Source organism: Streptococcus sanguinis (assembly GCF_900475275.1).
Taxonomy (GTDB): domain Bacteria; phylum Bacillota; class Bacilli; order Lactobacillales; family Streptococcaceae; genus Streptococcus; species Streptococcus sanguinis_N.
This window is the reverse complement of record NZ_LS483364.1, coordinates 1701367-1723826: the sequence shown is the minus strand read 5'-3', so window position 1 is coordinate 1723826 and position 22460 is coordinate 1701367. Positions and strand designations below refer to the sequence as shown.

The window sequence follows — 22460 nt, the reverse complement described above, 5'->3', positions numbered from 1 at the left end:
GGTGGAAACAGGCAGTGGAAGATTATGAAGTGGGCTGATGCAAAAAATGAATTTGAAGCAATAAAAATTCGGTGAGCACACCTTACAGTGCAGCTTGTTGTTAGACAAGACAGAGATATGGAGGCAGTCTATACTTTGCTCCATAATTGAGGTGGCACCGCGATTTTACGCCCTCACACAGATTTTTCTGTGTGTGGGCTTTTGTTTTGTTTGAAAATAAAGAAAAGAGGCAATCAAGATGACAGAAACTAAAGGATATTTTGGACAATTCGGCGGCTCCTTTGTACCGGAGCCTATCCAAGCCTTGCTGGATGAATTAGAAGCGACTTTTGAGAAGTATAAGGATGACCCAGAATTTTTAAATGAATACCGGCATTATTTGGCAGATTATTCAGGCCGGGAAACTCCGCTCTACTTTGCAGAAAGTCTGACTCAGCATCTGGGCGGAGCTAAGATTTATCTGAAGCGGGAAGATCTCAATCATCTGGGCTCTCACAAGCTCAATAATGTTTTGGGGCAGATTTTACTAGCTAAGCGCATGGGCAAGACCCGAGTCATCGCTGAAACTGGAGCTGGCCAACATGGTGTGGCAACTGCGGCAGCCGCAGCTAAGTTTGGTATGAAGTGCGATGTTTACATGGGTGCAGAGGATGTAGAACGCCAGCGCCTCAATGTTTTCCGCATGGAAATGATGGGAGCGACTGTTCATGCAGTGGAAACAGGCACCAAAACCCTCAAGGATGCTGTTGACGCAGCCTTTGGGGCTTGGATGAATGATTTGGAAGCCTTCTATGTTTTGGGTTCGGCTGTCGGACCTCATCCTTATCCGACGATTGTCCATGAGTTCCAAAAGGTGATCAGTGAAGAATCTCGCCAGCAGATTTTGGACAAGGAAGGCCGCTTGCCGGACTATGTTATTGCCTGCGTAGGTGGCGGCTCCAATGCTATCGGCGCCTTCTCTCAGTATGTGGCAGATGAAGAAGTTAAGTTAGTGGGAGTTGAAGCAGCTGGGCGTGGTCTTGATACAGACCAGCATGCAGCGACCATGACCAAGGGAAGTGTCGGAGTAGTGGATGGTATGAAGACTTACGCTGTCTTTGCTGAAGATGGTCAGGTGGCGCCGGTTTACTCGATTTCAGCAGGCTTGGACTATCCTGGAGTTGGTCCCGAACATGCTTTCTTTAAAGATTCTGGTCGAGTAGAATATGTAGCCGCGACAGATGATGAAGCTGTGGATGCCTTGCTCCTCTTGACACAAAAGGAAGGGATTTTGCCGGCAATCGAAAGCTCTCATGCCATTGCTGAAGCTATCAAGCGAGCTCCGCAATTGTCATCTGACCAAATCATCATTATCAATGTATCCGGTCGTGGAGATAAGGATGTGGCAGCCATTGCCGACTATCTAGAAAAACGAAAATAAAATACCCAGCAGAAGAGTAGTAACATCCCTCCTTTTAGAGAGTCTGTGGTTGCTGTAAACAGGCAGGAGAAGTTATGAAATGGGCTGCTGGAGTCAAAATTTAGTCCTTTAGTTGATCTTTTATCATTTTGTTAGCATGCTTTGCTGTAAAATAGTATGCTGCCTTCTACTAAAAGGAATCTAAATGACTGTAAATAAGTAAATGAGATGTGGAGCCTAAAAACTCCATAACTGAGGTGGCACCGCGATGATACGCCCTCACAGGATGAACTGTGCGGGCGTTTTTCTGTAGTTTTGGAGCAAGTTATGACCGTGGACAGGTGCTATCTGTTCTTGTGAATGCAGTCATGGCTAGCAGATTGTTCCTCCTTAAACGTTTTTGATTAAATAGAAAGAAACATTATGCAAAAGATTTTACCAGCTGATATTTTATCGCCGATTTTGGCTTATATGCGGATTCAGGGCGACCACAAGGTGATTTTGGAAAGTATTCCGAGAGATAGCGAGACGGCTCGCTTTTCTATCCTAGCCTATAACCCAGTCTTTGAAATCCGCTATGAAAATGGCCTGTTAACAAAGAACGGGCAAGTAATTGAGGCAGATCCATTGGACTATCTGCATGAGTTGGCAGTAAAGAAAAATCATCATTCAGACTTGCCTTTTGGTGGTGGAACCATCGGTTTTGTTGGCTACGATATGATTTCCCTCTATGAGGAGATTGGTCAGATTCCAGCTGATGTGATTGGGACGCCGGATATGCACTTTTTCGTCTATGAGAGTTACATGGTTTTTGATCATAAAAAAGACAAGGTCTATATCCTTGAGGAGGCGCTCTACAGCGACCGAAGCGAAGCTGATTTGGCTGCTAGTCTGGAGAGGATTATGGTTGAGCTGGCGCAGCCAGCGGTAGATGAATTTTCACCACTGGAACTGTCCAGTTTGAACTTCCAGAGTCACATCGAGCAGACCGCTTTTGAAAAAATGGTGGAAGAAGCGCGTAGCTTGATTCGGCAGGGAGACATGTTCCAATGTGTGCTCAGTCAGCGGTTTTCAGCAGAATATTCTGGTAGGCCGCTGGATTACTATCGCAATCTGCGTGTGACCAACCCTTCCAACTATCTCTACTTTTATGATTTCGGGGATTATCAGATTATCGGAGCCAGCCCAGAAAGTCTGGTCTCTGTCAAGCAGGGGCAGGTTACGACCAATCCTATCGCTGGGACCAGACCGCGCGGGCAGGATGAAAGAGAAGATAAAGCCTTGGCGAAGGAGTTGCTGGCTGACGAGAAGGAAGTGGCGGAGCACCGTATGTTAGTTGATTTGGGGCGTAATGATATCGGTAAAATTGCCCAGAATAACAGCGTGGAAGTCACTAAGTACATGGAGGTAGAGTATTTCCGCTATGTCATGCACCTGACCAGTGTGGTCCGTGGTCAGCTTCTGCCTCAACTGACAGCTATGGATGCGCTCAAGTCAACCCTGCCGGCCGGCACCGTCTCGGGTGCGCCTAAGATTCGAGCCATGAAGCGAATTTATGAGTTGGAGCAGGAAAAACGTGGCGTTTATGCGGGGGCTATCGGCTATCTGTCTGCGACAGGTGATATGGATTTTGCCATCGCTATTCGGACCATGATTTTGAAAAATGGCAGAGCTTACGTTCAAGCTGGAGCGGGTATTGTTTATGACTCGATCCCTGCTAATGAATACCAAGAAACCATCAATAAGGCCAAATCAATGACCAAGATAGGAGAGATGCAATGATTTTATTGATTGATAATTATGATTCTTTTACTTACAATCTAGCCCAATATATCGGCAATTTTGCAGAAGTTAGGGTCTTGCGAAATGATGATGCAGGTCTTTATCAAGCGGCAGAAGAAGCAGATGCTTTGGTTCTGTCTCCAGGTCCAGGCTGGCCAGCAGATGCAGGACGGATGGAAGAGCTTATCCGCGATTTTACTGGTAAAAAGCCGATTTTGGGGATTTGCTTGGGGCACCAAGCCATTGCAGAAGTATTTGGCGGCAAGCTAGGTTTGGCTCCTAAAGTCATGCACGGCAAGCAAAGTATTCTGCGCTTTGAGGGGAATTCTCCTATCTATGAGGGTCTAGAGGATGAGCAACCAGTCATGCGCTATCATTCGATTTTAATCGAAGAGATGCCGGAGGACTTTGAAGTGACGGCTCGGGCGGCTGATGATAACTCGATCATGGCTATCCAGCACAGGAGTCTGCCTATTTATGGTTTTCAGTATCATCCAGAAAGTATTGGCACGCCGGACGGCTTGTCGTCTATCAAGAATTTCATCGATTTAGTAAAATAAAGGAGTATGTATGAAAGAGATAATTGCAAAACTAGCTGATTTTAAGGATTTAAGCAGCGCTGAGATGACAGATGTGATTGAGCGTATTGTCACTGGACGGGTGACAGAGTCTCAAATTGTAGCTTTCTTGCTGGGGCTTAAGATGAAGGGGGAGACGATTGAGGAACGAACTGCTTTAGCTCAGGTAATGCGAGGCCATGCTAAGCAGATTCCGACCACTATTCGCACTGCCATGGACAATTGCGGTACCGGCGGAGACAAGTCTTTCAGCTTCAATATTTCGACTACGGCAGCTTTTGTACTGGCAGGTGGCGGGATTAAGATGGCTAAGCACGGCAATCGCTCCATTTCTTCTAAGTCAGGCTCAGCTGATGTCTTAGAAGCTCTGGGTATCAATCTAGACTTGGATGCTGCTAGCTTGGGCAAGGTTTTTGAGCAGACAGGTATCGTCTTTCTCTTTGCAAAGAATATGCACCCAGCAATGAAATATATCATGCCAGCCCGCCTTAGTCTCGGCATTCCCACTATCATGAATCTAACCGGTCCGCTCATCCATCCCATGAGTCTAGAAACTCAGCTTTTGGGAACCAGCCGGCCGGATATGCTAGAGAGCACAGCAGAGGTCTTGAAAAATATGGGCCGCAAACGTGCAGTAGTCGTGTCGGGGCCGGATGGTCTTGACGAGGCGGGTCTTCATGGTCGTACCCAGTATGCTCTGCTGGCAGATGGGCAAATCAGCCTGCACAGCTTTCTGCCGTCAGATATTGGCATGAAAGAGATACCTCTTGAAGCGATTCGTGGAGGCAATGCCAAGGAAAATGCAGAAATTCTGCTATCTGTCCTGCAAAATCAAGCCAGCCCCTATCTAGAAACGACAGTTCTGAATGCGGGAATGGGTTTCTACGCTAATGGAAAATCAGACAATATAGAAGCAGGAATAGCTTTGGCCCGCCAAGTGATCGCCAGCGGCGCAGCCTCTGAAAAACTCAAGCAACTACAGGAGTATCAAAAATGAGCAAAGAATTTCTCCCGACCATTCTAAAGCAAAAAGAGCAGGAAGTGGCTGCTATGTCCTATGAAGAGCTGCAACCTCTGCGCTCGACCTATTCCCTCTATGAATATCTTAAAAACCATCCTCAAGAGCTGCAGTTAATTGCTGAGGTCAAAAAAGCCAGTCCAAGTCTGGGAGATATTAATCTCGGTGTGGATATTGTTGAGCAGGCTCGCACCTATGAACGATGCGGTGCAGCTATGATTTCGGTTTTGACAGATGAGATTTTCTTCAAAGGACATCTGGATTACCTGAGAGAGATTTCCAGTCAAGTGACCATTCCGACCCTCAATAAGGACTTTATTATTGATGAAAAGCAGATTGTTCGTGCCCGCAATGCCGGAGCGACAGTTATTCTTCTGATTGTGGCTGCCTTGTCTGAAAAGCGGCTGCAAGAACTTTATGATTTTGCGGCAGGTTTAGGCCTGGAAGTTCTGGTCGAAACTCATAATCTGGCGGAGCTGGAAACTGCCCATAGAATAGGAGCTCGGATTATCGGTGTCAATAACCGCAATCTAGTCACTTTTGAGACAGATATCAATACAAGTCTTCAGCTATCTGCCCATTTCAAAGATGACAGGGTTTACGTATCAGAGTCAGCGATTTTCAGCAAGGAAGATGCTGAGCTAGTAGCTCCTTATTTCCATGCGGTTCTAGTCGGAACAGCCCTGATGCAGGCAGAGGATGTGGCAGAAAAAATTAAGGAGCTGAAAATTGACAAAGGTTAAGATTTGCGGCTTATCAACGGCTAGCGCTGTGGAAACAGCATGCCAGGCTGGTGCAGATTACATTGGCTTTGTCTTTGCTGAGAGCCGTCGGAGGGTCAGTTTGGAGCAAGCTCAGAAGCTAGCTGTCTTGGTGCCGCCTGCTGTCCGAAAGGTAGGAGTTTTCGTCTCTCCGAGCTTGGCAGAGCTACAGGAAGCTATTTCAGTGGCAAATCTCGATTTGGTGCAGATTCATGGCGATTTTAATGAAGATCTTCTGACTGAGATTGGCCGGCCGGTTATTCGAGCTTATCAGGTCAAGGGAGCGTTAAAAGATGTCAGCCAACAAGCGGACTACCTGCTCTTTGATGCACCTCTTGCTGGTAGTGGTCAGACCTTTGATTGGCAATCTTTTGACAAGAATCAAATCCACCAGCCCTTCTTTATTGCCGGTGGTTTGAATGCAGGAAATGTCCGAGAAGCGATTCAGCACTTTGCCCCTTACGCAGTTGATGTCTCAAGCGGGGTCGAAACTGACGGCCAGAAGGACTTAGAGAAAATAAAAGAATTTATAGAAAGAGTGAAACATGGCATATAATCAACCCAATCAAGAAGGATTTTACGGTGAGTTTGGTGGGCGCTTTGTTCCTGAAACGCTGATGACAGCAGTTTTGGAGCTGGATAAAGCCTACCGTGAGAGTAAAAAAGACCCAGCCTTTCAGGCTGAGCTGGACGAGTTGCTGAAGCAGTATGTAGGGCGAGAAAATCCTCTCTATTTTGCTAAAAATCTGACAGCCTATGCTGGCGGTGCTAAGATTTATCTGAAGCGGGAAGACCTCAACCATACCGGGGCACATAAAATCAATAATGCCCTAGGTCAGGTTCTATTAGCCAAGCGAATGGGCAAGAAGAAAATCATTGCGGAGACTGGTGCGGGTCAGCATGGAGTAGCTACAGCCACTGCTGCAGCCCTTTTCAACATGGACTGTACTATCTACATGGGCGAAGAAGATGTCAAGCGCCAAGCCCTCAATGTCTTTCGGATGGAACTTCTGGGAGCCAAGGTAGAGTCTGTGACCGATGGCTCTCGAGTCCTCAAGGATGCAGTCAATGCCGCCTTGCGAGCTTGGGTGGCTCAGGTTGATGATACTCACTATATTATGGGCTCAGCTTTAGGACCCCATCCTTTCCCAGAGATTGTCCGTGACTATCAGAGTGTGATTGGGCGTGAGGCCAAGCGCCAGTTTGCTGAGCAAAATGCAGGGGCATTACCAGATGCTTTAGTCGCCTGTGTTGGCGGTGGTTCTAATGCTATTGGACTCTTTTATCCCTTTGTAGACGATAGCTCAGTGGCTATGTATGGAACAGAAGCAGCTGGGCGAGGCATCGATACAGATGAACATGCTGCGACCTTAACCAAGGGCCGGCCGGGTGTTTTACACGGTGCCTTGATGGATGTCTTGCAGGATGAGCAAGGGCAGATTCTGGAAGCTTTCTCTATCTCTGCTGGGCTGGACTATCCGGGCATCGGTCCCGAACATTCTCATTTTAATGCTATTCAGCGCGCGACTTATGTCCCAGTCACAGATGAAGAAGCCTTGGAAGCCTTCCAACTTCTGTCTCGTATTGAAGGGATTATTCCTGCTCTAGAGTCTAGTCACGCTATTGCTTACGCAGTTAAGTTGGCTAAGGAGTTGGGACCAGATAAATCAATGATCGTCTGCCTATCCGGTCGTGGTGACAAGGATGTCGTTCAGGTAAAGGAACGCTTGGAAAGTGAAGCGGCTCAAAAAGGAGGTGCCCATGACTAAAACACTCACTCAGCATTTAGAAACCATCAAAAGAGAAGGCAAGGGAATTTTCCTTCCATATATCATGGCTGGTGATCACGAGAAAGGTTTGGCAGGATTACCAGAAACCATCTCATTTTTGGAAAACTTGGGTGTGTCAGCTATTGAAATCGGTCTGCCTTTTTCAGACCCTGTTGCAGATGGGCCAGTTATTGAAGAAGCCGGTCTGAGAAGCCTGGGTCACCATACTTCGGCTAAGTCTTTAATCGCAAGCTTGCAGAATTTGGACACTCAGCTTCCTCTCATTATCATGACCTACTTCAATCCTATTTTCCAGTACGGTCTCAAAGATTTCGTCAAGGACTTGGCTACGACGCCGGTTAAAGGATTGATCATTCCGGATTTGCCCTACGAGCACAGAAATTTCATCTTGCCTTTACTGGAAGATTCAGATCTTGCTCTTATTCCTTTAGTGAGCCTGACGACTGGACTAGAACGTCAGCAGGAGCTGATCAAGGAAGCTGAAGGTTTTATCTATGCTGTAGCCATCAACGGTGTGACAGGTAAGAGCGGAAGCTACCGCAATGATTTGGACCAGCATTTGAGCAAGCTCCATGATATTGCTGAGATTCCAGTGCTGACAGGTTTTGGCGTTTCAACTTTAGAGGATGTTGATCGCTTCAATCAAGTCTCAGATGGAGTCATTGTCGGATCTAAGATTGTCAAAGCTCTTCATGAAAAGGACGCCAGTATAGCAGGCTTTATTCAAGCAGCAGCAGCTTATAAGAAATAAGAACTACAACACCAAACAAAAGACAGGGTACAAATGCCAGCCTGTCTTTTTTCTTTTTAAAGCAGAAACAGGCGAGGCCAGAGAAACTAGCGATTTGGATCAGGATGAGAGTCTCCGTCAGGCTGAAAATGGCTGAGCAAGACGCCAGAAAGAGAAAGTCACCAGCTCCAATACGAAGATTATAAAAGAAGGCTAGAAGTCCTAAGGCTAAAAAGAAGAGCATGAGAAGGTTGACGCCTGCTGTCATCAGCAGCAAAAGCTGAAAAATCAGCCAGACCATCAGGGGATATTGCTGCTCTCTTTGATCGTAGATGGCCAGGGTCAAGCCCATGGTGAATAGTAGGAGTTGACTGATGGAAATCGTGCCAAGCGAAGTTGCTAGAGAAAGACCGCCCAAGAGACATTCAAAAAATAAATAGCGTAAGGGAATCTTGTCTCCACAGAAGCGGCAACGAAGACGGTTCATGACTTGAGAAAAAATAGGAATCAAATCACGCGGTGCCAATCTTTTCCCGCAGGCATTGCAATGGCTAGCGGGAGTGATGATAGACCGCTCTGGGAAGCGGTCGATGACCAAGCCTAGGAATGAGGCAAAGACAGTGCCAATAAGAAAAAAGTATAGATGAATCATACTTATTTATTCGTAATTTTAAACAGAAAAATTCTGAAATTTTGCAACTTTTCTAATAAAGTCTTTTTTTGAATCTTTTGTCTTGACTTTCTTATTTAGAAGCATTATAATTAAACCATAATCTAAAAAGATTAGAATCATTATAAATAAAAACGAGGTAAATACAATGACACAAGTAAAAAATGGTGCCGCAACTGACGTAGCAACTTTCAGCAATCAAAAGGCTTTGCCAAAGACTAAGGCTATTCTTAATCAAGTTGTGGCAGATCTTTATACAGCTCATATCGCTCTTCACCAAGTTCACTGGTATATGCGTGGCGCAGGCTTCATGGTTTGGCATCCAAAAATGGATGAATACATGGAAACTTTGGATACAACTTTGGATGAAGTCAGCGAGCGCTTGATTACACTAGGAGGCAAGCCTTATTCTACGTTGACCGAGTTTATCCAACACAGCAATATTGAAGAAAAAGCTGGTGAATTCAGCAAGGATGTAGAAGAAAGCCTGGCGCGTGTGATTGAGATTTTCCGTTATCTGACAGGGCTTTACCAAGAAGCTTTGGATGTAACAGACGAAGAAGGGGACGATGTAACCAATGATATCTTTGTCGGTGCCAAGGCAGACCTTGAAAAGACTATCTGGATGCTGACAGCTGAAATTGGTCAAGCACCAGGTTTATAAAAATGATCCATGCGAAGCAGAAAGGGAACAGGCTTTCCTTTCTGTTTTTTCATCTTGAAAAGCGCTGGAAAATCTGATAAAATATAGCTCATGAAAACCCTGTATGATGTTCAGCAATTTCTTAAAAGTTTCGGAATCATTATCTATATGGGCAAGCGCCTTTACGATATTGAGATGATGAAAATCGAGCTGAAGAGAATTTATGATGCTGGTCTAATGGATAAGCTAGCTTATTTTGAGGCAGAGGCAGTCTTGCGCCGAGAACATCGCTTAGAGTTAGAATATTTAGAAAAGAAAAAGGAGACTTGAGATGACAATTTGGATTTTGTGGGCGGTACTTTTGGGAATAATTGGCTGGATGGGCTTTAATTATCTACGCCTTCGTCAGGCGGCAAAAATCGTGGATAACGGAGAATTTGAAGACTTGATTCGCCAAGGGCAGTTGGTTGATCTGCGGGATCCATCTGATTTTCACCGGAAGCATATCTTAGGCGCTCGCAATATTCCATCTCAGCAGCTCAAGGAAAGTGTCGGTGCACTTCGCAAGGACAAGGCTGTTCTCCTCTATGAAAATAGTCGTGGTCAGCGCGTAACCAATGCGGCTCTGTATCTGAAAAAACAAGGATTTAAAGAAATCTATATTCTTTCTTATGGGTTGGATTCTTGGAATGGCAAGGTGAAGGCTAGTTAACATAAATCAAAAATTTGTCGCATTATATATACAAAGCCAGTTTCTTATGTTATAATAAATTAATATTAATTTTAAGGAGTTTTTAGAACATGCAAGAAAAGAAAAAATCTTCACTTGTTTTAGGTATCCTATCTATCATCTTTGGTTTTTTCATTCCATTGGTAGGTCTTATTTTGGGTATTATCGGTTTGGTGTTGGCTAATTCACACCAAAAAGAGTCTAAATTAGACTATAAAACAGAAAAAATTCTGGGTATCGTAGGGATTGTAATTTCCGTAATTGTTTGGATTCTAAATGTTATGGTACTTATGAATGGAGCAGGCTACTAACAAAAAAGCTTTATTATTTAAAGCTTTTTTGTTTTACCGACTTTTCTCTAAATATTCTTTAATGATCTCTAATTCTTCTTGGTTCAAAGCACGGTAATCGCCTTTTGCTAGATCTGGGTCTAATGTAAAATCTCCGAATTGAATCCGCTTGAGATAAATGACCTTGACACCAACTGCCAGAAACATCTTTTTAATCTGGTGGAATTTCCCCTCAGAAATCTTGACGGTAGCACGGCTCAGACTGGAGCTGCTGGAGAGGATAGAGAGCTGGGCGGGCTGACAGATGGTACCGTCTAAAAAACGAATGCCCTCTTGAAAGGAAGAACTGTCGTTAGGAGTTAAAGGTCCATTGACTTCTACATAGTAAGTTTTTTCAACGTGGTATTGAGGGTGCAGCAGCTGAAATCCCAGAGGGCCATTATCGGTAATCAGAAGAAGCCCCTCAGTATCTCTATCCAGCCGTCCAATAGAGTAAAGATTTTCTTTCTCTATCTCCTTATCCAGCAAATCCAGAACGGTCAATTTTTCAGCGTCGCGATTGGCAGTGACTGCACCTGCGGGTTTATTCAGCATGTAGTAACGGTGGGCAGGGCAGCTGACCTGCTTTCCTTGAAAAGTAATCTGCTGTAAGCCGGTATCAACATTTTGGCTGAGTTTGCAGGCGGGTTTACCATCCACTAAAATCTGTCTTTGTAAAAGGTTTTGTTTCATCTTTTTTCGGCTGATATGATTGGCAGCCAGCAGTTGGTCGAGGCGCATCTGTTTTCCTTGTTTTTTTCTAAATCATATCATAAATTTTCAGGATGGGAAATGCAAATACTCATGCAGCTCCCATATTTTTTAATGAAAACATTTACACTTATCAAAGCCGTGTTTTTTGCCTGCGTCTGTGGTATAATTGTTCAGTTAGAAATAAAATTTAAAAATTCAGAGGAAATCATGACAAAATTAAGAGAAGATATCCGTAACATTGCGATTATCGCCCACGTTGACCATGGGAAAACAACCCTCGTTGACGAATTATTGAAGCAGTCTGAAACTCTTGATGCTCGTACAGAGTTGGCAGAGCGTGCTATGGACTCAAACGATATCGAAAAAGAGCGCGGTATTACGATCCTTGCTAAAAATACAGCCGTTGCTTACAACGGGACTCGTATCAACATCATGGATACACCAGGACACGCGGACTTTGGTGGAGAAGTTGAGCGTATCATGAAAATGGTTGACGGTGTTGTTTTGGTGGTAGATGCCTACGAAGGAACCATGCCACAAACTCGTTTCGTATTGAAAAAAGCCCTTGAACAGAATCTTGTCCCAATCGTTGTTGTCAACAAAATTGACAAACCATCAGCTCGTCCAGCAGAAGTAGTGGACGAAGTATTGGAACTCTTCATTGAGCTTGGTGCAGATGATGACCAGCTTGATTTCCCAGTTGTTTATGCTTCAGCTATCAACGGAACATCTTCACTTTCTGATGATCCAGCTGATCAAGAAAAAACAATGGCACCAATCTTTGATACTATCATCGACCATATCCCAGCGCCAGTGGACAACTCAGATGAGCCTTTGCAGTTTCAAGTCTCACTCTTGGACTACAATGACTTCGTTGGCCGTATCGGTATCGGACGTGTCTTCCGAGGGACTGTTAAGGTTGGGGACCAAGTTACTCTGTCTAAACTAGACGGTACAACGAAGAACTTCCGTGTCACAAAACTCTTTGGTTTCTTTGGCTTGGAACGTCGTGAAATCCAAGAAGCCAAAGCGGGTGACTTGATTGCGGTATCAGGCATGGAAGATATCTTTGTCGGTGAGACGATTACACCGACAGATGCCATTGAGCCTCTTCCAATCCTTCACATCGATGAGCCAACGCTTCAAATGACCTTCTTGGTAAACAACTCACCATTTGCTGGCCGCGAAGGGAAATGGGTAACTTCTCGTAAGGTTGAAGAACGCTTGCAGGCCGAACTGCAAACAGACGTATCCCTTCGTGTTGACCCAACAGATTCACCAGACAAGTGGACAGTTTCAGGTCGTGGCGAATTACACTTGTCAATCCTAATCGAAACCATGCGTCGTGAGGGATATGAGCTGCAAGTATCTCGTCCAGAAGTTATCGTGAAAGAAATCGATGGCGTTAAGTGCGAGCCATTTGAGCGTGTCCAAATTGATACTCCAGAAGAATACCAAGGATCTGTTATCCAAAGCCTTTCTGAACGTAAGGGCGAAATGTTGGATATGATTTCAACTGGTAATGGTCAAACTCGTTTGGTCTTCCTCGTTCCAGCGCGTGGTTTGATTGGTTACTCAACTGAGTTCTTATCCATGACTCGTGGTTACGGTATCATGAACCATACCTTCGACCAATACTTGCCATTGATTCCAGGTGAAATTGGTGGACGTCACCGTGGTGCGCTTGTTTCCATCGATGCTGGTAAGGCAACGACCTACTCTATCATGTCTATCGAAGAGCGCGGAACTATTTTTGTCAACCCAGGTACTGAGGTTTACGAAGGAATGATCATCGGTGAAAACTCTCGTGAAAATGACTTGACTGTTAATATCACCAAAGCTAAACAGATGACTAACGTTCGTTCTGCAACCAAGGACCAGACAGCAGTTATCAAGACACCTCGTATCTTGACCTTGGAGGAATCTTTGGAATTCTTGAACGACGATGAGTACATGGAAGTAACGCCAGAATCTATTCGTCTGCGTAAGCAAATTTTGAACAAACAAGAACGCGAAAAAGCCAATAAAAAGAAAAAATCAGCTGCAGCTGAATAAGCAAAAGGGAAAGGAGCAGCAAGATGGTTTATCTTATCATTGGGATTTTAATCCTCTTTTTCTACATTTTTGCTGTTCCATCCAGTATTAAAGGGACTGTTAATGCAGTGACTATGGTGCTACTGATTGTAGCCTTAATTATCTTATTTGGCTTAGGCATTTTTAAAATTTTCCAGTTGCCAGCTGAATATTTTGTAGGTTTCGGCCTATCCGTAGTGACCGTCTTGGCTTTGCGGGACATTAACCGTCTAAAGCCGCCAAAGAAATCAAAAAAGAATTTTGATGAAGAATAATAAATGAGCAAAAACTTAGAAAGTCGGACAGACTTTTTGAGTTTTTGCTCTTTTTCTTTACAAAAACAATAGGTTTATGTTACAAAATATTTCAAATAGATGAAAACATATCATTTTTTTCAAAACTTGCTTACAGTCGAAAATAAAAGACTCCTATGTCTTTTTTATTTTCAAAAAAAAAGGTAAAATAGAATGAAGTATGAATGGAAGAGGTTGCTTATGAAAAATATAGCAAATTTTGCCAATAAGAAGGTCTTGGTCCTAGGATTGGCCAAGTCGGGTGAGTCAGCTGCTCGCCTTTTAGATAAATTAGGAGCTATCGTGACAGTTAACGACGGTAAACCTTTCGAGGAAAATCCTGCTGCTCAATCCTTGCTAGAAGAAGGTATAAAAGTGGTGACAGGAGGCCATCCTTTGGAGTTATTGGACGAAGACTTTGAATTGATGGTGAAAAATCCGGGTATTCCTTATGACAATGCCATGGTCGTTCGAGCTCTTGAAAAGAAGATTCCTGTTATCACTGAAGTAGAGTTGGCTTATCTAATTTCAGAAGCACCGATTATTGGTATTACGGGTTCAAATGGTAAGACGACGACCACAACCATGATTGCGCAAGTCTTGACGGCTGGCGGTCAAAACGGTTTGTTGTCTGGTAATATTGGCTTTCCTGCTAGTCAGGTAGCCCAAACAGCCAGCAGCAAAGATACGCTGGTCATGGAATTGTCTTCTTTCCAATTGATGGGGATTGAGGCTTTTCATCCACAAATAGCTGTTATTACCAACCTCATGCCGACTCATTTGGATTATCACGGATCTGTTGAGGAATATGCAGCAGCCAAGTGGAATATCCAGAAAAACATGACAGCTGATGATTATCTGGTTTTGAATTTCAATCAGGACTGGGCCAAGGAAATGGCTAGCCAAACTCAGGCAGCTGTTGTGCCTTTTTCAACGACTGAAAAGGTGGATGGTGCCTATTTAGAGGGTGATGTCTTGACCTTCCGTGGAGAAGCGATTATGCAGGCGGCTGAAATCGGCGTTCCTGGCAGTCATAATGTCGAAAATGCTCTGGCTACGATTGCTGTGGCCAAGCTGCGTGGCATTGACAATCAGACGATCAAAGAAGTCTTGTCTGCTTTTGGTGGTGTTAAGCACCGCCTCCAGTATGTGGGGCAGGTCAATGAGGTTGCCTTTTACAATGACAGCAAGTCTACCAATATCTTGGCAACCCAGAAAGCCCTATCTGGTTTTGACAATAGCAAGGTGATTCTGATTGCAGGTGGCTTGGATCGTGGCAATGAATTTGACGAGTTAGTGCCTGACCTCAAAGGTCTTAAGAAAATGGTTATCTTAGGACAATCAGCTGCGCGTGTAAAGAGGGCGGCTGATCAGGCTGGTGTTTCTTATCTGGATGCGACTGATGTCCGGGATGCGGCTCATAAGGCCTTTGCTCAAGCGGAGCCAGGAGACATTGTCTTGCTTAGTCCTGCCAATGCCAGCTGGGATATGTATAGTAATTTTGAAGTCCGTGGCGATGAGTTTCTCGCTGCATTTGAAGAATTAAAAGGTTAAAATGAAAAAGATTGTATTTACAGGCGGAGGAACGGTTGGGCATGTAACTCTCAACCTTCTCCTGATTCCGAAATTTATCAAAGAAGGCTGGCAGGTCCACTATATTGGTGATAAGCATGGTATTGAGTATCAGGAAATCCATAAGTCAGGATTGGACGTGACCTTCCATTCGGTAGCTACGGGTAAGCTTCGCCGCTACTTTTCTTGGCAGAATCTGTTGGATGGCTTTAAGGTCGTCTGGGGGATTTTCCAGTCGCTGGGCATCATGCTCAAGGTGCGGCCGCAGGCGCTCTTTTCTAAGGGAGGCTTTGTATCCGTTCCGCCCGTGATTGCAGCACGACTCTCCGGAGTGCCCGTCTATGTTCATGAATCAGATCTATCCATTGGCTTGGCCAATAAAATTGCTTATAAGTGTGCGACCAAGATGTATGCGACCTTTGAGCAAAGTTCCAGTCTGACCAAGATTGAGCATGTCGGAGCTGTAACCAAGGTCGGCAGTCAAGAGTCAGTCCTACCGCAGGAGTTAGAAGAAATCCGTCAGTATTTTGATAAAGAGCTGCCCACCCTGCTTTTTGTCGGTGGTTCTGCTGGTGCTAAGGTCTTTAATGACTTTGTCAGCAAAAATCAAGCTGCGCTGACCGAGCGTTATAATATCATCAATCTGACTGGTGATGAGAGTTTGGATGTTCTGTCTGACCGTCTCTTTCGCAGAGCCTATGTAACCAACCTCTACCAGCCTTTGATGGACTTGGCAGATGTAGTGGTGACACGCGGCGGTTCCAATACAATCTTTGAGCTCTTGGCCATGGCCAAGCTGCATATTATCGTTCCTCTGGGACGCGAAGCCAGCCGCGGCGATCAGATTGAAAATGCCGATTATTTTGTGAAAAAGGGATATGCCAAGCAATTGGCAGAGGAACAGCTGGATATGAGCAATTTACAGACAGCCCTTGATGACCTTTTGGCTAACCAAGCTTCTTATCATCAAGCTATGAAAAATTCTCAGGAAATCAAGTCTGTAGATGAATTTTATGCTTTATTGAAGGCGGATATTGACAAAGGAAAGAAATGAGCAAGAAAAACCACGATGAGCCAAAGGAAGAGGTAAGTGAGCCCCTCTCTGAATGGCAGAAACGCAACAAAGAATATCTTGAAAAGAAGGCTCAGGAAGAGGCCAGCAAACAAAAGGAGCTGGAAGAAGAGGAAGCAAAAGAAGCTGAAGCTGAAGACTCAATCGAAGGCGGAGAAATAGCTGAAGAGACGGAAGAAGATGACTCATCTTATGAAGAGGAAGAAACAGAATATTTGGAAGAAGACTCAACTGAAGCTGAGCTAGAGACTGAATTGAGCGAGAAAGAGCGCAAAAAACTGGAGAAACTTCAGAAAAAGGCAGAAAAAGAAGCTGCCAAGGTTCATATCTCGAGGATTCATATTTATCGAGCGCTGCCGGTTTTGCTAGGCAGTGGCTTGATTTTTCTCCTGTCAGTTTATTTTTTGACGCCACTAGCAACCATGAAGACAATCAAATTTTCAGGGAATCAAATGGTCAGTCAGGAAGACCTGCTCAAAAGCAGTAAGATTGATGAGAAGGACTATACTTTAACAACCTTTATCAATGGCGGTAATCATATCCGCAATATGAAAGCATCTAGTCCTTGGATTAACAATCTGGAGATGGCTTATCAGTTTCCGATTACTTTTCAGGTAAAGGTCAAGGAGTACGGAGTTCTGGCCTATCTGCATGAGGGTGGTCAGTATTATCCTATTCTGACAAATGGGCAGGTTATTTCGGACCCGACTGCTGCAGATTCTTTGCCAGAAACCCATATTTCGATAGAGTTTTCAGATAAAAAATTGATTAAGGAATTTGCCCTTCAAATTGAAAAGGTACCGGCTTCGGTTAAGAAAAATATTAAGACAGTTCAGCTGACTCCAAGCAAGGTGACACCGGACTTGGTTACGCTGACCATGCATGATGGCAATAAAATTTTGGTACCAATTTCGCATATTGCCAAAAAACTGCCATATTACAAGGGAATCCAATCGCAGCTGGAAGAGGGTGTACCTAGTGTTGTAGATATGGAAGCAGGGATTTTTAGTTATGTTGAAGGAGCTCAAAACGAGTCGTCTTCTTCTGACGAAGAAAAGCAAAAAACAGAAGAGGAACCGACGGGACGGCCAACAGAACAAGCGGCTGAGCAGGTGACAGAAAGTCCGGAAGAAGAACCTGCAGAGCCGCAAAATTCGACAGAAAACCCGGTAAATAACGAAAATCGCTAAATTATATGTAGAAAAACTGCACATTTTCATTTTCTTTATGTTATAATAAAGCTTGGATAACTCTAATTTTTAGCGTTATTAGTATAGACCGGAAACATGGAAGATAGAGAGGACTGGTGTAATGGCTAGAGACGGCTTTTTTACTGGATTAGATATAGGAACTAGCTCAATTAAAGTGTTGGTGGCAGAGCACATCAACGATGAAATGAATGTTATTGGAGTCAGCAACGCAAAAAGCGCTGGCGTTAAAGATGGAATTATTGTTGATATTGAGGCTGCTGCTGCTGCCATTAAGACAGCTATTTCTCAAGCAGAAGAAAAGGCAGGCATTTCAATTGGTTTAGTTAATGTCGGACTTCCGGCTAATCTCTTACAGATTGAGCCTACTCAGGGTATGATTCCTGTGACTAGTGATTCTAAGGAAATCACAGATACAGATGTAGAGAATGTTGTTAGATCTGCTCTGACTAAGAGTATGACTCCTGACCGCGAAGTGATTACTTTCATCCCAGAAGAGTTTGTAGTGGATGGTTTCCAAGGAATTCGTGACCCACGTGGTATGATGGGGATTCGCTTAGAAATGCGTGGACTTCTCTACACTGGACCACGGACTATTCTCCACAACCTCCGCAAGACAGTGGAGCGCGCGGGAGTTCAGCTTGAGAACGTTATTATCTCCCCATTGGCAATGACTAAGTCAATTTTGAACGAAGGGGAACGTGAGTTTGGCGCAACTGTTATTGATATGGGCGGCGGCCAAACTACAGTGGCTTCTGTTAGAGGTCAAGAACTTCAATATACGAATATATACCAAGAAGGCGGCGACTACGTAACCAAGGACATCTCCAAGGTTTTGAAGACTTCGCAAAAGTTGGCTGAAAGTCTCAAGTTTAACTATGGATCTGCTTATGTTCCTGAAGCTGGTACAGAGTCCTTCCAAGTAGAAGTGATTGGAGAGATTGAGCCGGTTGAAGTAACTGAAAAGTATCTGGCTGAAATTATTTCTGCTCGTATCCAACATATTTTTGAGCAAATCAAACGCGATTTGGATAGAAGGCATCTCCTCGAGTTGCCAGGCGGCATTGTGATTATTGGTGGAGCAGCTATTCTTCCAGGAGTGGTTGAGCTGGCTCAGGAAGTGTTTGGCGTGAATGTCAAGCTTTATGTGCCAAATCAAATCGGCATTCGCAATCCAGCCTTTGCACATGTTATCAGTTTGTCAGAGTATGCTGGAAACTTAACAGATGTGGATATGCTAGCTCAGGTTGCTGTTCATGGTGATGAGCAACTGCGCCATCGACCTGTATCCTTTGAGCGTCCTGCTCAGTCAGTACCACGCTTTGAACCTCAACCAGCTGATGAGATTCCTGAGGAGCCGGTCCAAGAAGTTCCAGTTGCCAGTGCTGATGTGCCAAATCAAGAACCAAAAACTGGTATTACAGATCGGATGCGCAACCTAATTGGCAAAATGTTTGATTAAGGAGAATACAGAGAATATGACATTTTCATTTGACGCTGCTGCTGCACAAGGCGCAGTAATTAAAGTTATTGGTGTCGGTGGAGGTGGCGGTAACGCCATCAACCGAATGATTGATGAAGGTGTTGCTGGTGTTGAATTCATCGCAGCAAATACAGATGTTCAAGCTCTTAGCAGTGCCAAAGCTGAAACAGTTATTCAGCTCGGTCCTAAGCTGACTCGCGGACTTGGTGCCGGAGGTCAGCCTGAAGTAGGTCGTAAGGCTGCTGAAGAAAGCGAAGAAGTCCTGACCGAAGCTCTGCAAGGAGCAGATATGGTCTTCATCACTGCTGGTATGGGTGGTGGATCTGGGACAGGTGCTGCTCCAGTGATTGCTCGTATCGCAAAAAATGTTGGTGCTCTGACTGTTGCTGTAGTTACACGTCCTTTCGGTTTTGAAGGAAGTAAGCGTGGAACATTTGCAGTAGAAGGAATCAACGAACTTCGCGAGCATGTAGACACACTCTTGATTATCTCAAATAACAACTTGCTTGAAATTGTAGATAAGAAGACTCCGCTCCTTGAAGCTCTTAGTGAAGCAGATAATGTTCTTCGCCAAGGTGTCCAAGGGATTACCGACTTAATTACCAGCCCAGGACTGATTAACCTTGACTTTGCCGACGTGAAAACAGTTATGGCAGACAAGGGTAATGCTCTGATGGGAATTGGTGTTGGTAGCGGTGAAGAACGCGTTATCGAAGCTGCTCGCAAAGCTATCTACTCACCTCTTTTGGAAACAACCATTGATGGTGCAGAGGACGTGATTGTCAATGTTACTGGTGGCTTAGATATGACTTTGATTGAAGCTGAAGAAGCTTCAGAAATTGTCAACCAAGCAGCAGGTCATGGTGTGAACATCTGGCTCGGTACTGCGATTGATGAGTCCATGAAGGATGAAATCCGCGTGACTGTTGTGGCTACTGGTGTACGTCAGGACAAGGTTGAAAAGGTCAGCGGTATTCGTCAGACACAGCAGCCTACTGGCCCAAGCCGTCCGCAGCAAGTTGAGCCAAATCGCGAAGTTCGCTCAGGACAGTTTGAACGAAACTTTGATATGACCGAAACAGTTGATATTCCTGCACCAAGCCGTCAAAGAACGGATACACCTAAAGGTTCAGCCTTTGGTGATTGGGATCTTCGCCGTGAAGCAATTGTTCGTCAGGCAGAACCAAGTTCCTCAGCCCGCGTAGAGCGCTATGCAGAAACTAATGAAGATGATGATGAGTTGGAAACACCTCCATTCTTCAGAAATCGTTAATCTAGATCATGAATTTGCAGAATAATAAAGAGTTGGTCTTTCAATCCGTCGCTCAGGCGGCGGAGCAAGCCCAGCGTTTGAATGATTCGGTAAATATCATTGCAGTCACTAAATATGTTGACTGCGAAACAACTCAGGAGCTTGTCCGTACAGGTATTCAGCATATCGGAGAAAATCGGGTAGATAAATTTCTAGAAAAGTACCGTGCTCTGAAAGATGAGAATCTGACCTGGCACCTGATCGGCAGTTTGCAGAGGAGAAAAGTCAAGGATGTGATTAACTATGTTGATTACTTTCATGCTTTAGATTCTGTGAAATTGGCCAAGGAGATTGACAAACGAGCCCAACATGTGATTAAATGTTTCCTGCAGGTGAATATTTCTAAAGAAGAGAGCAAGCATGGCTTTTTGGTTGAAGATCTAGAACTTGTCCTGCCTGAGCTTGAAAAATTAGAAAACATTCAAATTGTGGGATTGATGACTATGGCTCCGTTTGAAGCTAGTCATGAGGAGCTGAATCAAATTTTTGAAAAGGCTCAGCAACTACAAAAAGAACTAAAAAAGAAACAGTTAAATAATATGCCCTTTTCTGAGTTAAGCATGGGAATGAGCCGTGATTATCCAGAAGCAATTGCCCATGGCTCGACCTATGTCAGAATTGGTACAGCATTTTTTAAATAGGAAAGAAATATGTCATTAAAAGATAGATTTGATAAATTTATAGATTATTTTACAGAAGATGGAGATGAGACTGAGCTTCAGGAGAAGACGGTTAGTAGACCAGCAGTACCTGCCAAACAGAAGCCTGAGTTGGTTCAGTCTAAGCCAGTCAGAGAGAGCAAGCCAGCTCCTCGTCCGGTTGCTGCGGCCAAGCCACAGCCTAAACCACAGCCACAACAGAAATCTTCGACAGAGAATATTACCAGACTGCATGCACGTCAGCAGGAATTGGCTCAGCACCGTGCAAATGCGGATGAGAAGATTACGATTGATGTTCGTTATCCGAGGAGATATGAGGAAGCGACTGAAATTGTTGACCTGCTTTTGGCCAATGAAAGCATCCTGATTGACTTCCAGTATATGACTGAGGTACAGGCTCGTCGCTGTTTAGACTACCTAGACGGTGCGCGTTATGTCTTGGCTGGAAATTTGAAAAAAGTTGCAAGCACTATGTATTTGCTGACTCCGATTAATGTAGTGGTAAATGTGGAAGATATCCGCCTGCCAAACGATGTTGAAATCAGCGAATTCGACTTTGATATGAAGCGCAGTAGATAAGAGATATGTTATATTTTGTAATTCGTGCCATCTCTAATCTTTTCGATCTTTATAGCATTGCCTTGATTGTCTATGCACTTCTATCTTGGTTTCCAGGAGCCTATCAAACCAAATTCGGAGAGTTTCTAACACGAATTGTAGAACCGTATTTAAAACTTTTCCGCCGTCTTCCCTTGCAGTTTGCAGGGCTGGACTTTACCGTTTGGGTTGCAATTCTGGCTTTAAACCTTTTAAATCGTGTGGTCTTTTATTTAATAAGCGTCTTACTAATGTTATTATGATGAAAGATTTATATCAACATTTTTCGCATGAGGATCGAGAGTTTATTGATAGGAGTCTGGAGCTGCTTCAGCGGGTTCAAGATACCTATGCCTTTGAAACAACGTCTTTTCTGAATCCCCATCAGGTCTTAATCCTGAAGAATATTGGCAAGCAATATGATGTGCAAGTCTTTGCTAGTACGGATTTTTTTCCAAGTGAACTGGCAAGAGTTCTTGTGGCGCCTTCTTATTACCAACTGAATATGGATGATTTTGAATTGAGCTTGCTGGAAATTTCCTATGCAAGCAAATTTTATAAAATCAGTCATTCGCAGATTATGGGGACCTTGCTCAATCAATTAGGGATTGAAAGACGGACCTTTGGCGATATTCTTGTAGTTGGAGACCGTGCTCAGCTCTTTGTAGATAAGAGACTGGCCCAGTATTTTATTGATCATGTCTCTAAAATTGCAAAGATGCCTGTCAAACTAAAGGAAGTTTCCTTTGCGGAGCTGCTGAAAGAGCAGAAGCAGGCTGTCACCAGAGAAATTTTGGCATCTAGTCTTCGCTTGGACAAGTTGGTAGCCAGTACCTTTAAGTTATCAAGGAGCCAGGCCGCTCAGCTGATTTCTGGTAAGCATGTGAAAATGAACTACGCTGTTAATGACAATCCCAGCCAGCAGGTCGGGCTTGAAGACTTAATTAGCGTTAGACGATTTGGAAGATTTAAGGTTTTAAGAGAAAATGGCCTTTCCAAGAATGGAAAACATAAGTTAACCGTTGAATTATTAGCTAGTAAATGAGG

25 protein-coding genes and 1 other annotated feature (1 of these 26 running past the window's edge) are annotated in these 22460 nt (G+C 44.2%); of the genes, 23 read left to right on the top strand and 2 right to left on the bottom strand.

Annotation, left to right across the window (positions count from 1 at the left end; translation table 11 throughout):
* Positions 1 to 178 (top strand) — a binding site (T-box leader); it begins 52 nt to the left of the window's first position.
* A 60-nt stretch (positions 179 to 238) separates the two neighbouring features.
* From trpB (DQM55_RS08550) to trpA, 8 genes are all read left to right on the top strand, one after another.
* The gene (trpB, locus tag DQM55_RS08550) at positions 239 to 1420 is read left to right on the top strand and encodes a tryptophan synthase subunit beta (RefSeq protein WP_111676191.1); all 1182 of its coding nucleotides are present in this window, start codon (positions 239 to 241) and stop codon (positions 1418 to 1420) included.
* A 402-nt stretch (positions 1421 to 1822) separates the two neighbouring features.
* Positions 1823 to 3181, top strand: coding sequence for an anthranilate synthase component I (trpE, locus tag DQM55_RS08545; protein ID WP_111676189.1), 1359 nt, complete (start codon positions 1823 to 1825; stop codon positions 3179 to 3181).
* On the top strand, positions 3178 to 3741 hold the full coding sequence (locus DQM55_RS08540; RefSeq protein ID WP_111676187.1) for an aminodeoxychorismate/anthranilate synthase component II: 564 nt from the start codon (positions 3178 to 3180) through the stop codon (positions 3739 to 3741). Before trpE ends, DQM55_RS08540 begins: the two co-directional genes overlap by 4 nt.
* Before the next feature lie 10 nt (positions 3742 to 3751).
* On the top strand, positions 3752 to 4756 hold the full coding sequence (trpD, locus tag DQM55_RS08535) for an anthranilate phosphoribosyltransferase (RefSeq protein WP_111676185.1): 1005 nt from the start codon (positions 3752 to 3754) through the stop codon (positions 4754 to 4756).
* Positions 4753 to 5520: an indole-3-glycerol phosphate synthase TrpC gene (trpC, locus tag DQM55_RS08530; protein ID WP_023915878.1), complete on the top strand. Its 768-nt coding sequence runs from the start codon at positions 4753 to 4755 to the stop codon at positions 5518 to 5520. The genes trpD and trpC overlap by 4 nt, the downstream gene beginning before the upstream one ends.
* Positions 5507 to 6094 (top strand): phosphoribosylanthranilate isomerase, encoded by a 588-nt coding sequence (locus tag DQM55_RS08525; RefSeq protein WP_111676183.1) that lies wholly within the window; start codon positions 5507 to 5509, stop codon positions 6092 to 6094. Before trpC ends, DQM55_RS08525 begins: the two co-directional genes overlap by 14 nt.
* Positions 6084 to 7307: a tryptophan synthase subunit beta gene (trpB, locus tag DQM55_RS08520; protein ID WP_111676181.1), complete on the top strand. Its 1224-nt coding sequence runs from the start codon at positions 6084 to 6086 to the stop codon at positions 7305 to 7307. The genes DQM55_RS08525 and trpB (DQM55_RS08520) overlap by 11 nt, the downstream gene beginning before the upstream one ends.
* Positions 7300 to 8079 carry a tryptophan synthase subunit alpha gene (gene trpA, locus DQM55_RS08515; protein WP_111676179.1) on the top strand — a complete coding sequence of 260 codons (780 nt, stop codon included), beginning with the start codon at positions 7300 to 7302 and terminating at the stop codon, positions 8077 to 8079. The genes trpB (DQM55_RS08520) and trpA overlap by 8 nt, the downstream gene beginning before the upstream one ends.
* On the opposite strand, the gene DQM55_RS08510 is transcribed toward trpA, so the two are convergent.
* Entirely contained in the window at positions 8048 to 8710 is a 663-nt protein-coding gene (locus DQM55_RS08510) for a prepilin peptidase (protein WP_111676177.1), read from the bottom strand. The genes trpA and DQM55_RS08510 overlap by 32 nt on opposite strands.
* Positions 8711 to 8876: 166 nt before the next feature.
* Between DQM55_RS08510 and DQM55_RS08500 the strand changes: the two genes are divergently transcribed.
* The 4 genes from DQM55_RS08500 (at position 8877) to DQM55_RS08485 (ending at position 10412) form a co-directional block, all read left to right on the top strand.
* Entirely contained in the window at positions 8877 to 9392 is a 516-nt protein-coding gene (locus DQM55_RS08500) for a Dps family protein (protein WP_111676175.1), read from the top strand.
* A 90-nt stretch (positions 9393 to 9482) separates the two neighbouring features.
* Positions 9483 to 9701 carry a YqgQ family protein gene (locus tag DQM55_RS08495; protein WP_002898045.1) on the top strand — a complete coding sequence of 73 codons (219 nt, stop codon included), beginning with the start codon at positions 9483 to 9485 and terminating at the stop codon, positions 9699 to 9701.
* 1 nt (position 9702) lies between these two features.
* Positions 9703 to 10083 (top strand): rhodanese-like domain-containing protein, encoded by a 381-nt coding sequence (locus tag DQM55_RS08490; RefSeq protein ID WP_002898044.1) that lies wholly within the window; start codon positions 9703 to 9705, stop codon positions 10081 to 10083.
* A gap of 89 nt (positions 10084 to 10172) precedes the next feature.
* Positions 10173 to 10412, top strand: a complete 240-nt coding sequence (locus DQM55_RS08485) for a DUF4190 domain-containing protein (protein WP_002896181.1) — start codon at positions 10173 to 10175, stop codon at positions 10410 to 10412.
* A 33-nt stretch (positions 10413 to 10445) separates the two neighbouring features.
* Here the strand turns inward: DQM55_RS08485 and DQM55_RS08480 are convergent, their stop codons facing one another.
* Positions 10446 to 11171, bottom strand: coding sequence for a pseudouridine synthase (locus DQM55_RS08480; protein ID WP_111676173.1), 726 nt, complete (start codon positions 11169 to 11171; stop codon positions 10446 to 10448).
* 180 nt (positions 11172 to 11351) lie between these two features.
* Between DQM55_RS08480 and typA the strand changes: the two genes are divergently transcribed.
* The 11 genes from typA to DQM55_RS08425 all read left to right on the top strand — a co-directional run bounded on the left by typA (position 11352) and on the right by DQM55_RS08425 (position 22458).
* Positions 11352 to 13199: a translational GTPase TypA gene (typA, locus tag DQM55_RS08475; protein ID WP_111676171.1), complete on the top strand. Its 1848-nt coding sequence runs from the start codon at positions 11352 to 11354 to the stop codon at positions 13197 to 13199.
* A 23-nt stretch (positions 13200 to 13222) separates the two neighbouring features.
* Positions 13223 to 13492, top strand: coding sequence for a DUF3165 family protein (locus DQM55_RS08470; protein WP_002898040.1), 270 nt, complete (start codon positions 13223 to 13225; stop codon positions 13490 to 13492).
* Positions 13493 to 13711: 219 nt separating this feature from the next.
* Entirely contained in the window at positions 13712 to 15064 is a 1353-nt protein-coding gene (gene murD / locus DQM55_RS08465) for a UDP-N-acetylmuramoyl-L-alanine--D-glutamate ligase (RefSeq protein ID WP_111676169.1), read from the top strand.
* A gap of 1 nt (position 15065) precedes the next feature.
* Complete coding sequence (locus DQM55_RS08460) at positions 15066 to 16136, top strand: UDP-N-acetylglucosamine--N-acetylmuramyl-(pentapeptide) pyrophosphoryl-undecaprenol N-acetylglucosamine transferase (RefSeq protein ID WP_049539956.1); 1071 nt, start codon at positions 15066 to 15068, stop codon at positions 16134 to 16136.
* Positions 16133 to 17344, top strand: a complete 1212-nt coding sequence (locus DQM55_RS08455) for a cell division protein FtsQ/DivIB (RefSeq protein WP_111676167.1) — start codon at positions 16133 to 16135, stop codon at positions 17342 to 17344. Before DQM55_RS08460 ends, DQM55_RS08455 begins: the two co-directional genes overlap by 4 nt.
* A gap of 121 nt (positions 17345 to 17465) precedes the next feature.
* Positions 17466 to 18824 (top strand): cell division protein FtsA, encoded by a 1359-nt coding sequence (gene ftsA, locus DQM55_RS08450; protein WP_002904044.1) that lies wholly within the window; start codon positions 17466 to 17468, stop codon positions 18822 to 18824.
* Positions 18825 to 18840: 16 nt separating this feature from the next.
* Positions 18841 to 20118, top strand: a complete 1278-nt coding sequence (ftsZ, locus tag DQM55_RS08445; RefSeq protein ID WP_032906435.1) for a cell division protein FtsZ — start codon at positions 18841 to 18843, stop codon at positions 20116 to 20118.
* A gap of 8 nt (positions 20119 to 20126) precedes the next feature.
* Positions 20127 to 20798: a YggS family pyridoxal phosphate-dependent enzyme gene (locus DQM55_RS08440; RefSeq protein ID WP_111676165.1), complete on the top strand. Its 672-nt coding sequence runs from the start codon at positions 20127 to 20129 to the stop codon at positions 20796 to 20798.
* A gap of 9 nt (positions 20799 to 20807) precedes the next feature.
* A complete protein-coding gene (locus DQM55_RS08435; RefSeq protein WP_111676163.1) occupies positions 20808 to 21395 on the top strand; it encodes a cell division protein SepF in 588 nt (195 codons plus the stop codon).
* Positions 21396 to 21400: 5 nt separating this feature from the next.
* Positions 21401 to 21676 (top strand): YggT family protein, encoded by a 276-nt coding sequence (locus tag DQM55_RS08430; RefSeq protein WP_002896162.1) that lies wholly within the window; start codon positions 21401 to 21403, stop codon positions 21674 to 21676.
* The gene (locus DQM55_RS08425; protein WP_111676161.1) at positions 21673 to 22458 is read left to right on the top strand and encodes a YlmH family RNA-binding protein; all 786 of its coding nucleotides are present in this window, start codon (positions 21673 to 21675) and stop codon (positions 22456 to 22458) included. The genes DQM55_RS08430 and DQM55_RS08425 overlap by 4 nt, the downstream gene beginning before the upstream one ends.
* Positions 22459 to 22460 lie beyond the last annotated feature (2 nt).

Coding starts and splice junctions, on each gene's coding strand:
- trpB (WP_111676191.1), top strand. CDS start 239: ATGACAGAAACTAAAGGATATTTTGGACAATTCGGCGGCTCCTTTGTA.
- trpE (WP_111676189.1), top strand. CDS start 1,823: ATGCAAAAGATTTTACCAGCTGATATTTTATCGCCGATTTTGGCTTAT.
- DQM55_RS08540 (WP_111676187.1), top strand. CDS start 3,178: ATGATTTTATTGATTGATAATTATGATTCTTTTACTTACAATCTAGCC.
- trpD (WP_111676185.1), top strand. CDS start 3,752: ATGAAAGAGATAATTGCAAAACTAGCTGATTTTAAGGATTTAAGCAGC.
- trpC (WP_023915878.1), top strand. CDS start 4,753: ATGAGCAAAGAATTTCTCCCGACCATTCTAAAGCAAAAAGAGCAGGAA.
- trpB (WP_111676181.1), top strand. CDS start 6,084: ATGGCATATAATCAACCCAATCAAGAAGGATTTTACGGTGAGTTTGGT.
- trpA (WP_111676179.1), top strand. CDS start 7,300: ATGACTAAAACACTCACTCAGCATTTAGAAACCATCAAAAGAGAAGGC.
- DQM55_RS08510 (WP_111676177.1), bottom strand. CDS start 8,710: ATGATTCATCTATACTTTTTTCTTATTGGCACTGTCTTTGCCTCATTC.
- DQM55_RS08500 (WP_111676175.1), top strand. CDS start 8,877: ATGACACAAGTAAAAAATGGTGCCGCAACTGACGTAGCAACTTTCAGC.
- DQM55_RS08495 (WP_002898045.1), top strand. CDS start 9,483: ATGAAAACCCTGTATGATGTTCAGCAATTTCTTAAAAGTTTCGGAATC.
- DQM55_RS08490 (WP_002898044.1), top strand. CDS start 9,703: ATGACAATTTGGATTTTGTGGGCGGTACTTTTGGGAATAATTGGCTGG.
- DQM55_RS08485 (WP_002896181.1), top strand. CDS start 10,173: ATGCAAGAAAAGAAAAAATCTTCACTTGTTTTAGGTATCCTATCTATC.
- DQM55_RS08480 (WP_111676173.1), bottom strand. CDS start 11,171: ATGCGCCTCGACCAACTGCTGGCTGCCAATCATATCAGCCGAAAAAAG.
- typA (WP_111676171.1), top strand. CDS start 11,352: ATGACAAAATTAAGAGAAGATATCCGTAACATTGCGATTATCGCCCAC.
- DQM55_RS08470 (WP_002898040.1), top strand. CDS start 13,223: ATGGTTTATCTTATCATTGGGATTTTAATCCTCTTTTTCTACATTTTT.
- murD (WP_111676169.1), top strand. CDS start 13,712: ATGAAAAATATAGCAAATTTTGCCAATAAGAAGGTCTTGGTCCTAGGA.
- DQM55_RS08460 (WP_049539956.1), top strand. CDS start 15,066: ATGAAAAAGATTGTATTTACAGGCGGAGGAACGGTTGGGCATGTAACT.
- DQM55_RS08455 (WP_111676167.1), top strand. CDS start 16,133: ATGAGCAAGAAAAACCACGATGAGCCAAAGGAAGAGGTAAGTGAGCCC.
- ftsA (WP_002904044.1), top strand. CDS start 17,466: ATGGCTAGAGACGGCTTTTTTACTGGATTAGATATAGGAACTAGCTCA.
- ftsZ (WP_032906435.1), top strand. CDS start 18,841: ATGACATTTTCATTTGACGCTGCTGCTGCACAAGGCGCAGTAATTAAA.
- DQM55_RS08440 (WP_111676165.1), top strand. CDS start 20,127: ATGAATTTGCAGAATAATAAAGAGTTGGTCTTTCAATCCGTCGCTCAG.
- DQM55_RS08435 (WP_111676163.1), top strand. CDS start 20,808: ATGTCATTAAAAGATAGATTTGATAAATTTATAGATTATTTTACAGAA.
- DQM55_RS08430 (WP_002896162.1), top strand. CDS start 21,401: ATGTTATATTTTGTAATTCGTGCCATCTCTAATCTTTTCGATCTTTAT.
- DQM55_RS08425 (WP_111676161.1), top strand. CDS start 21,673: ATGATGAAAGATTTATATCAACATTTTTCGCATGAGGATCGAGAGTTT.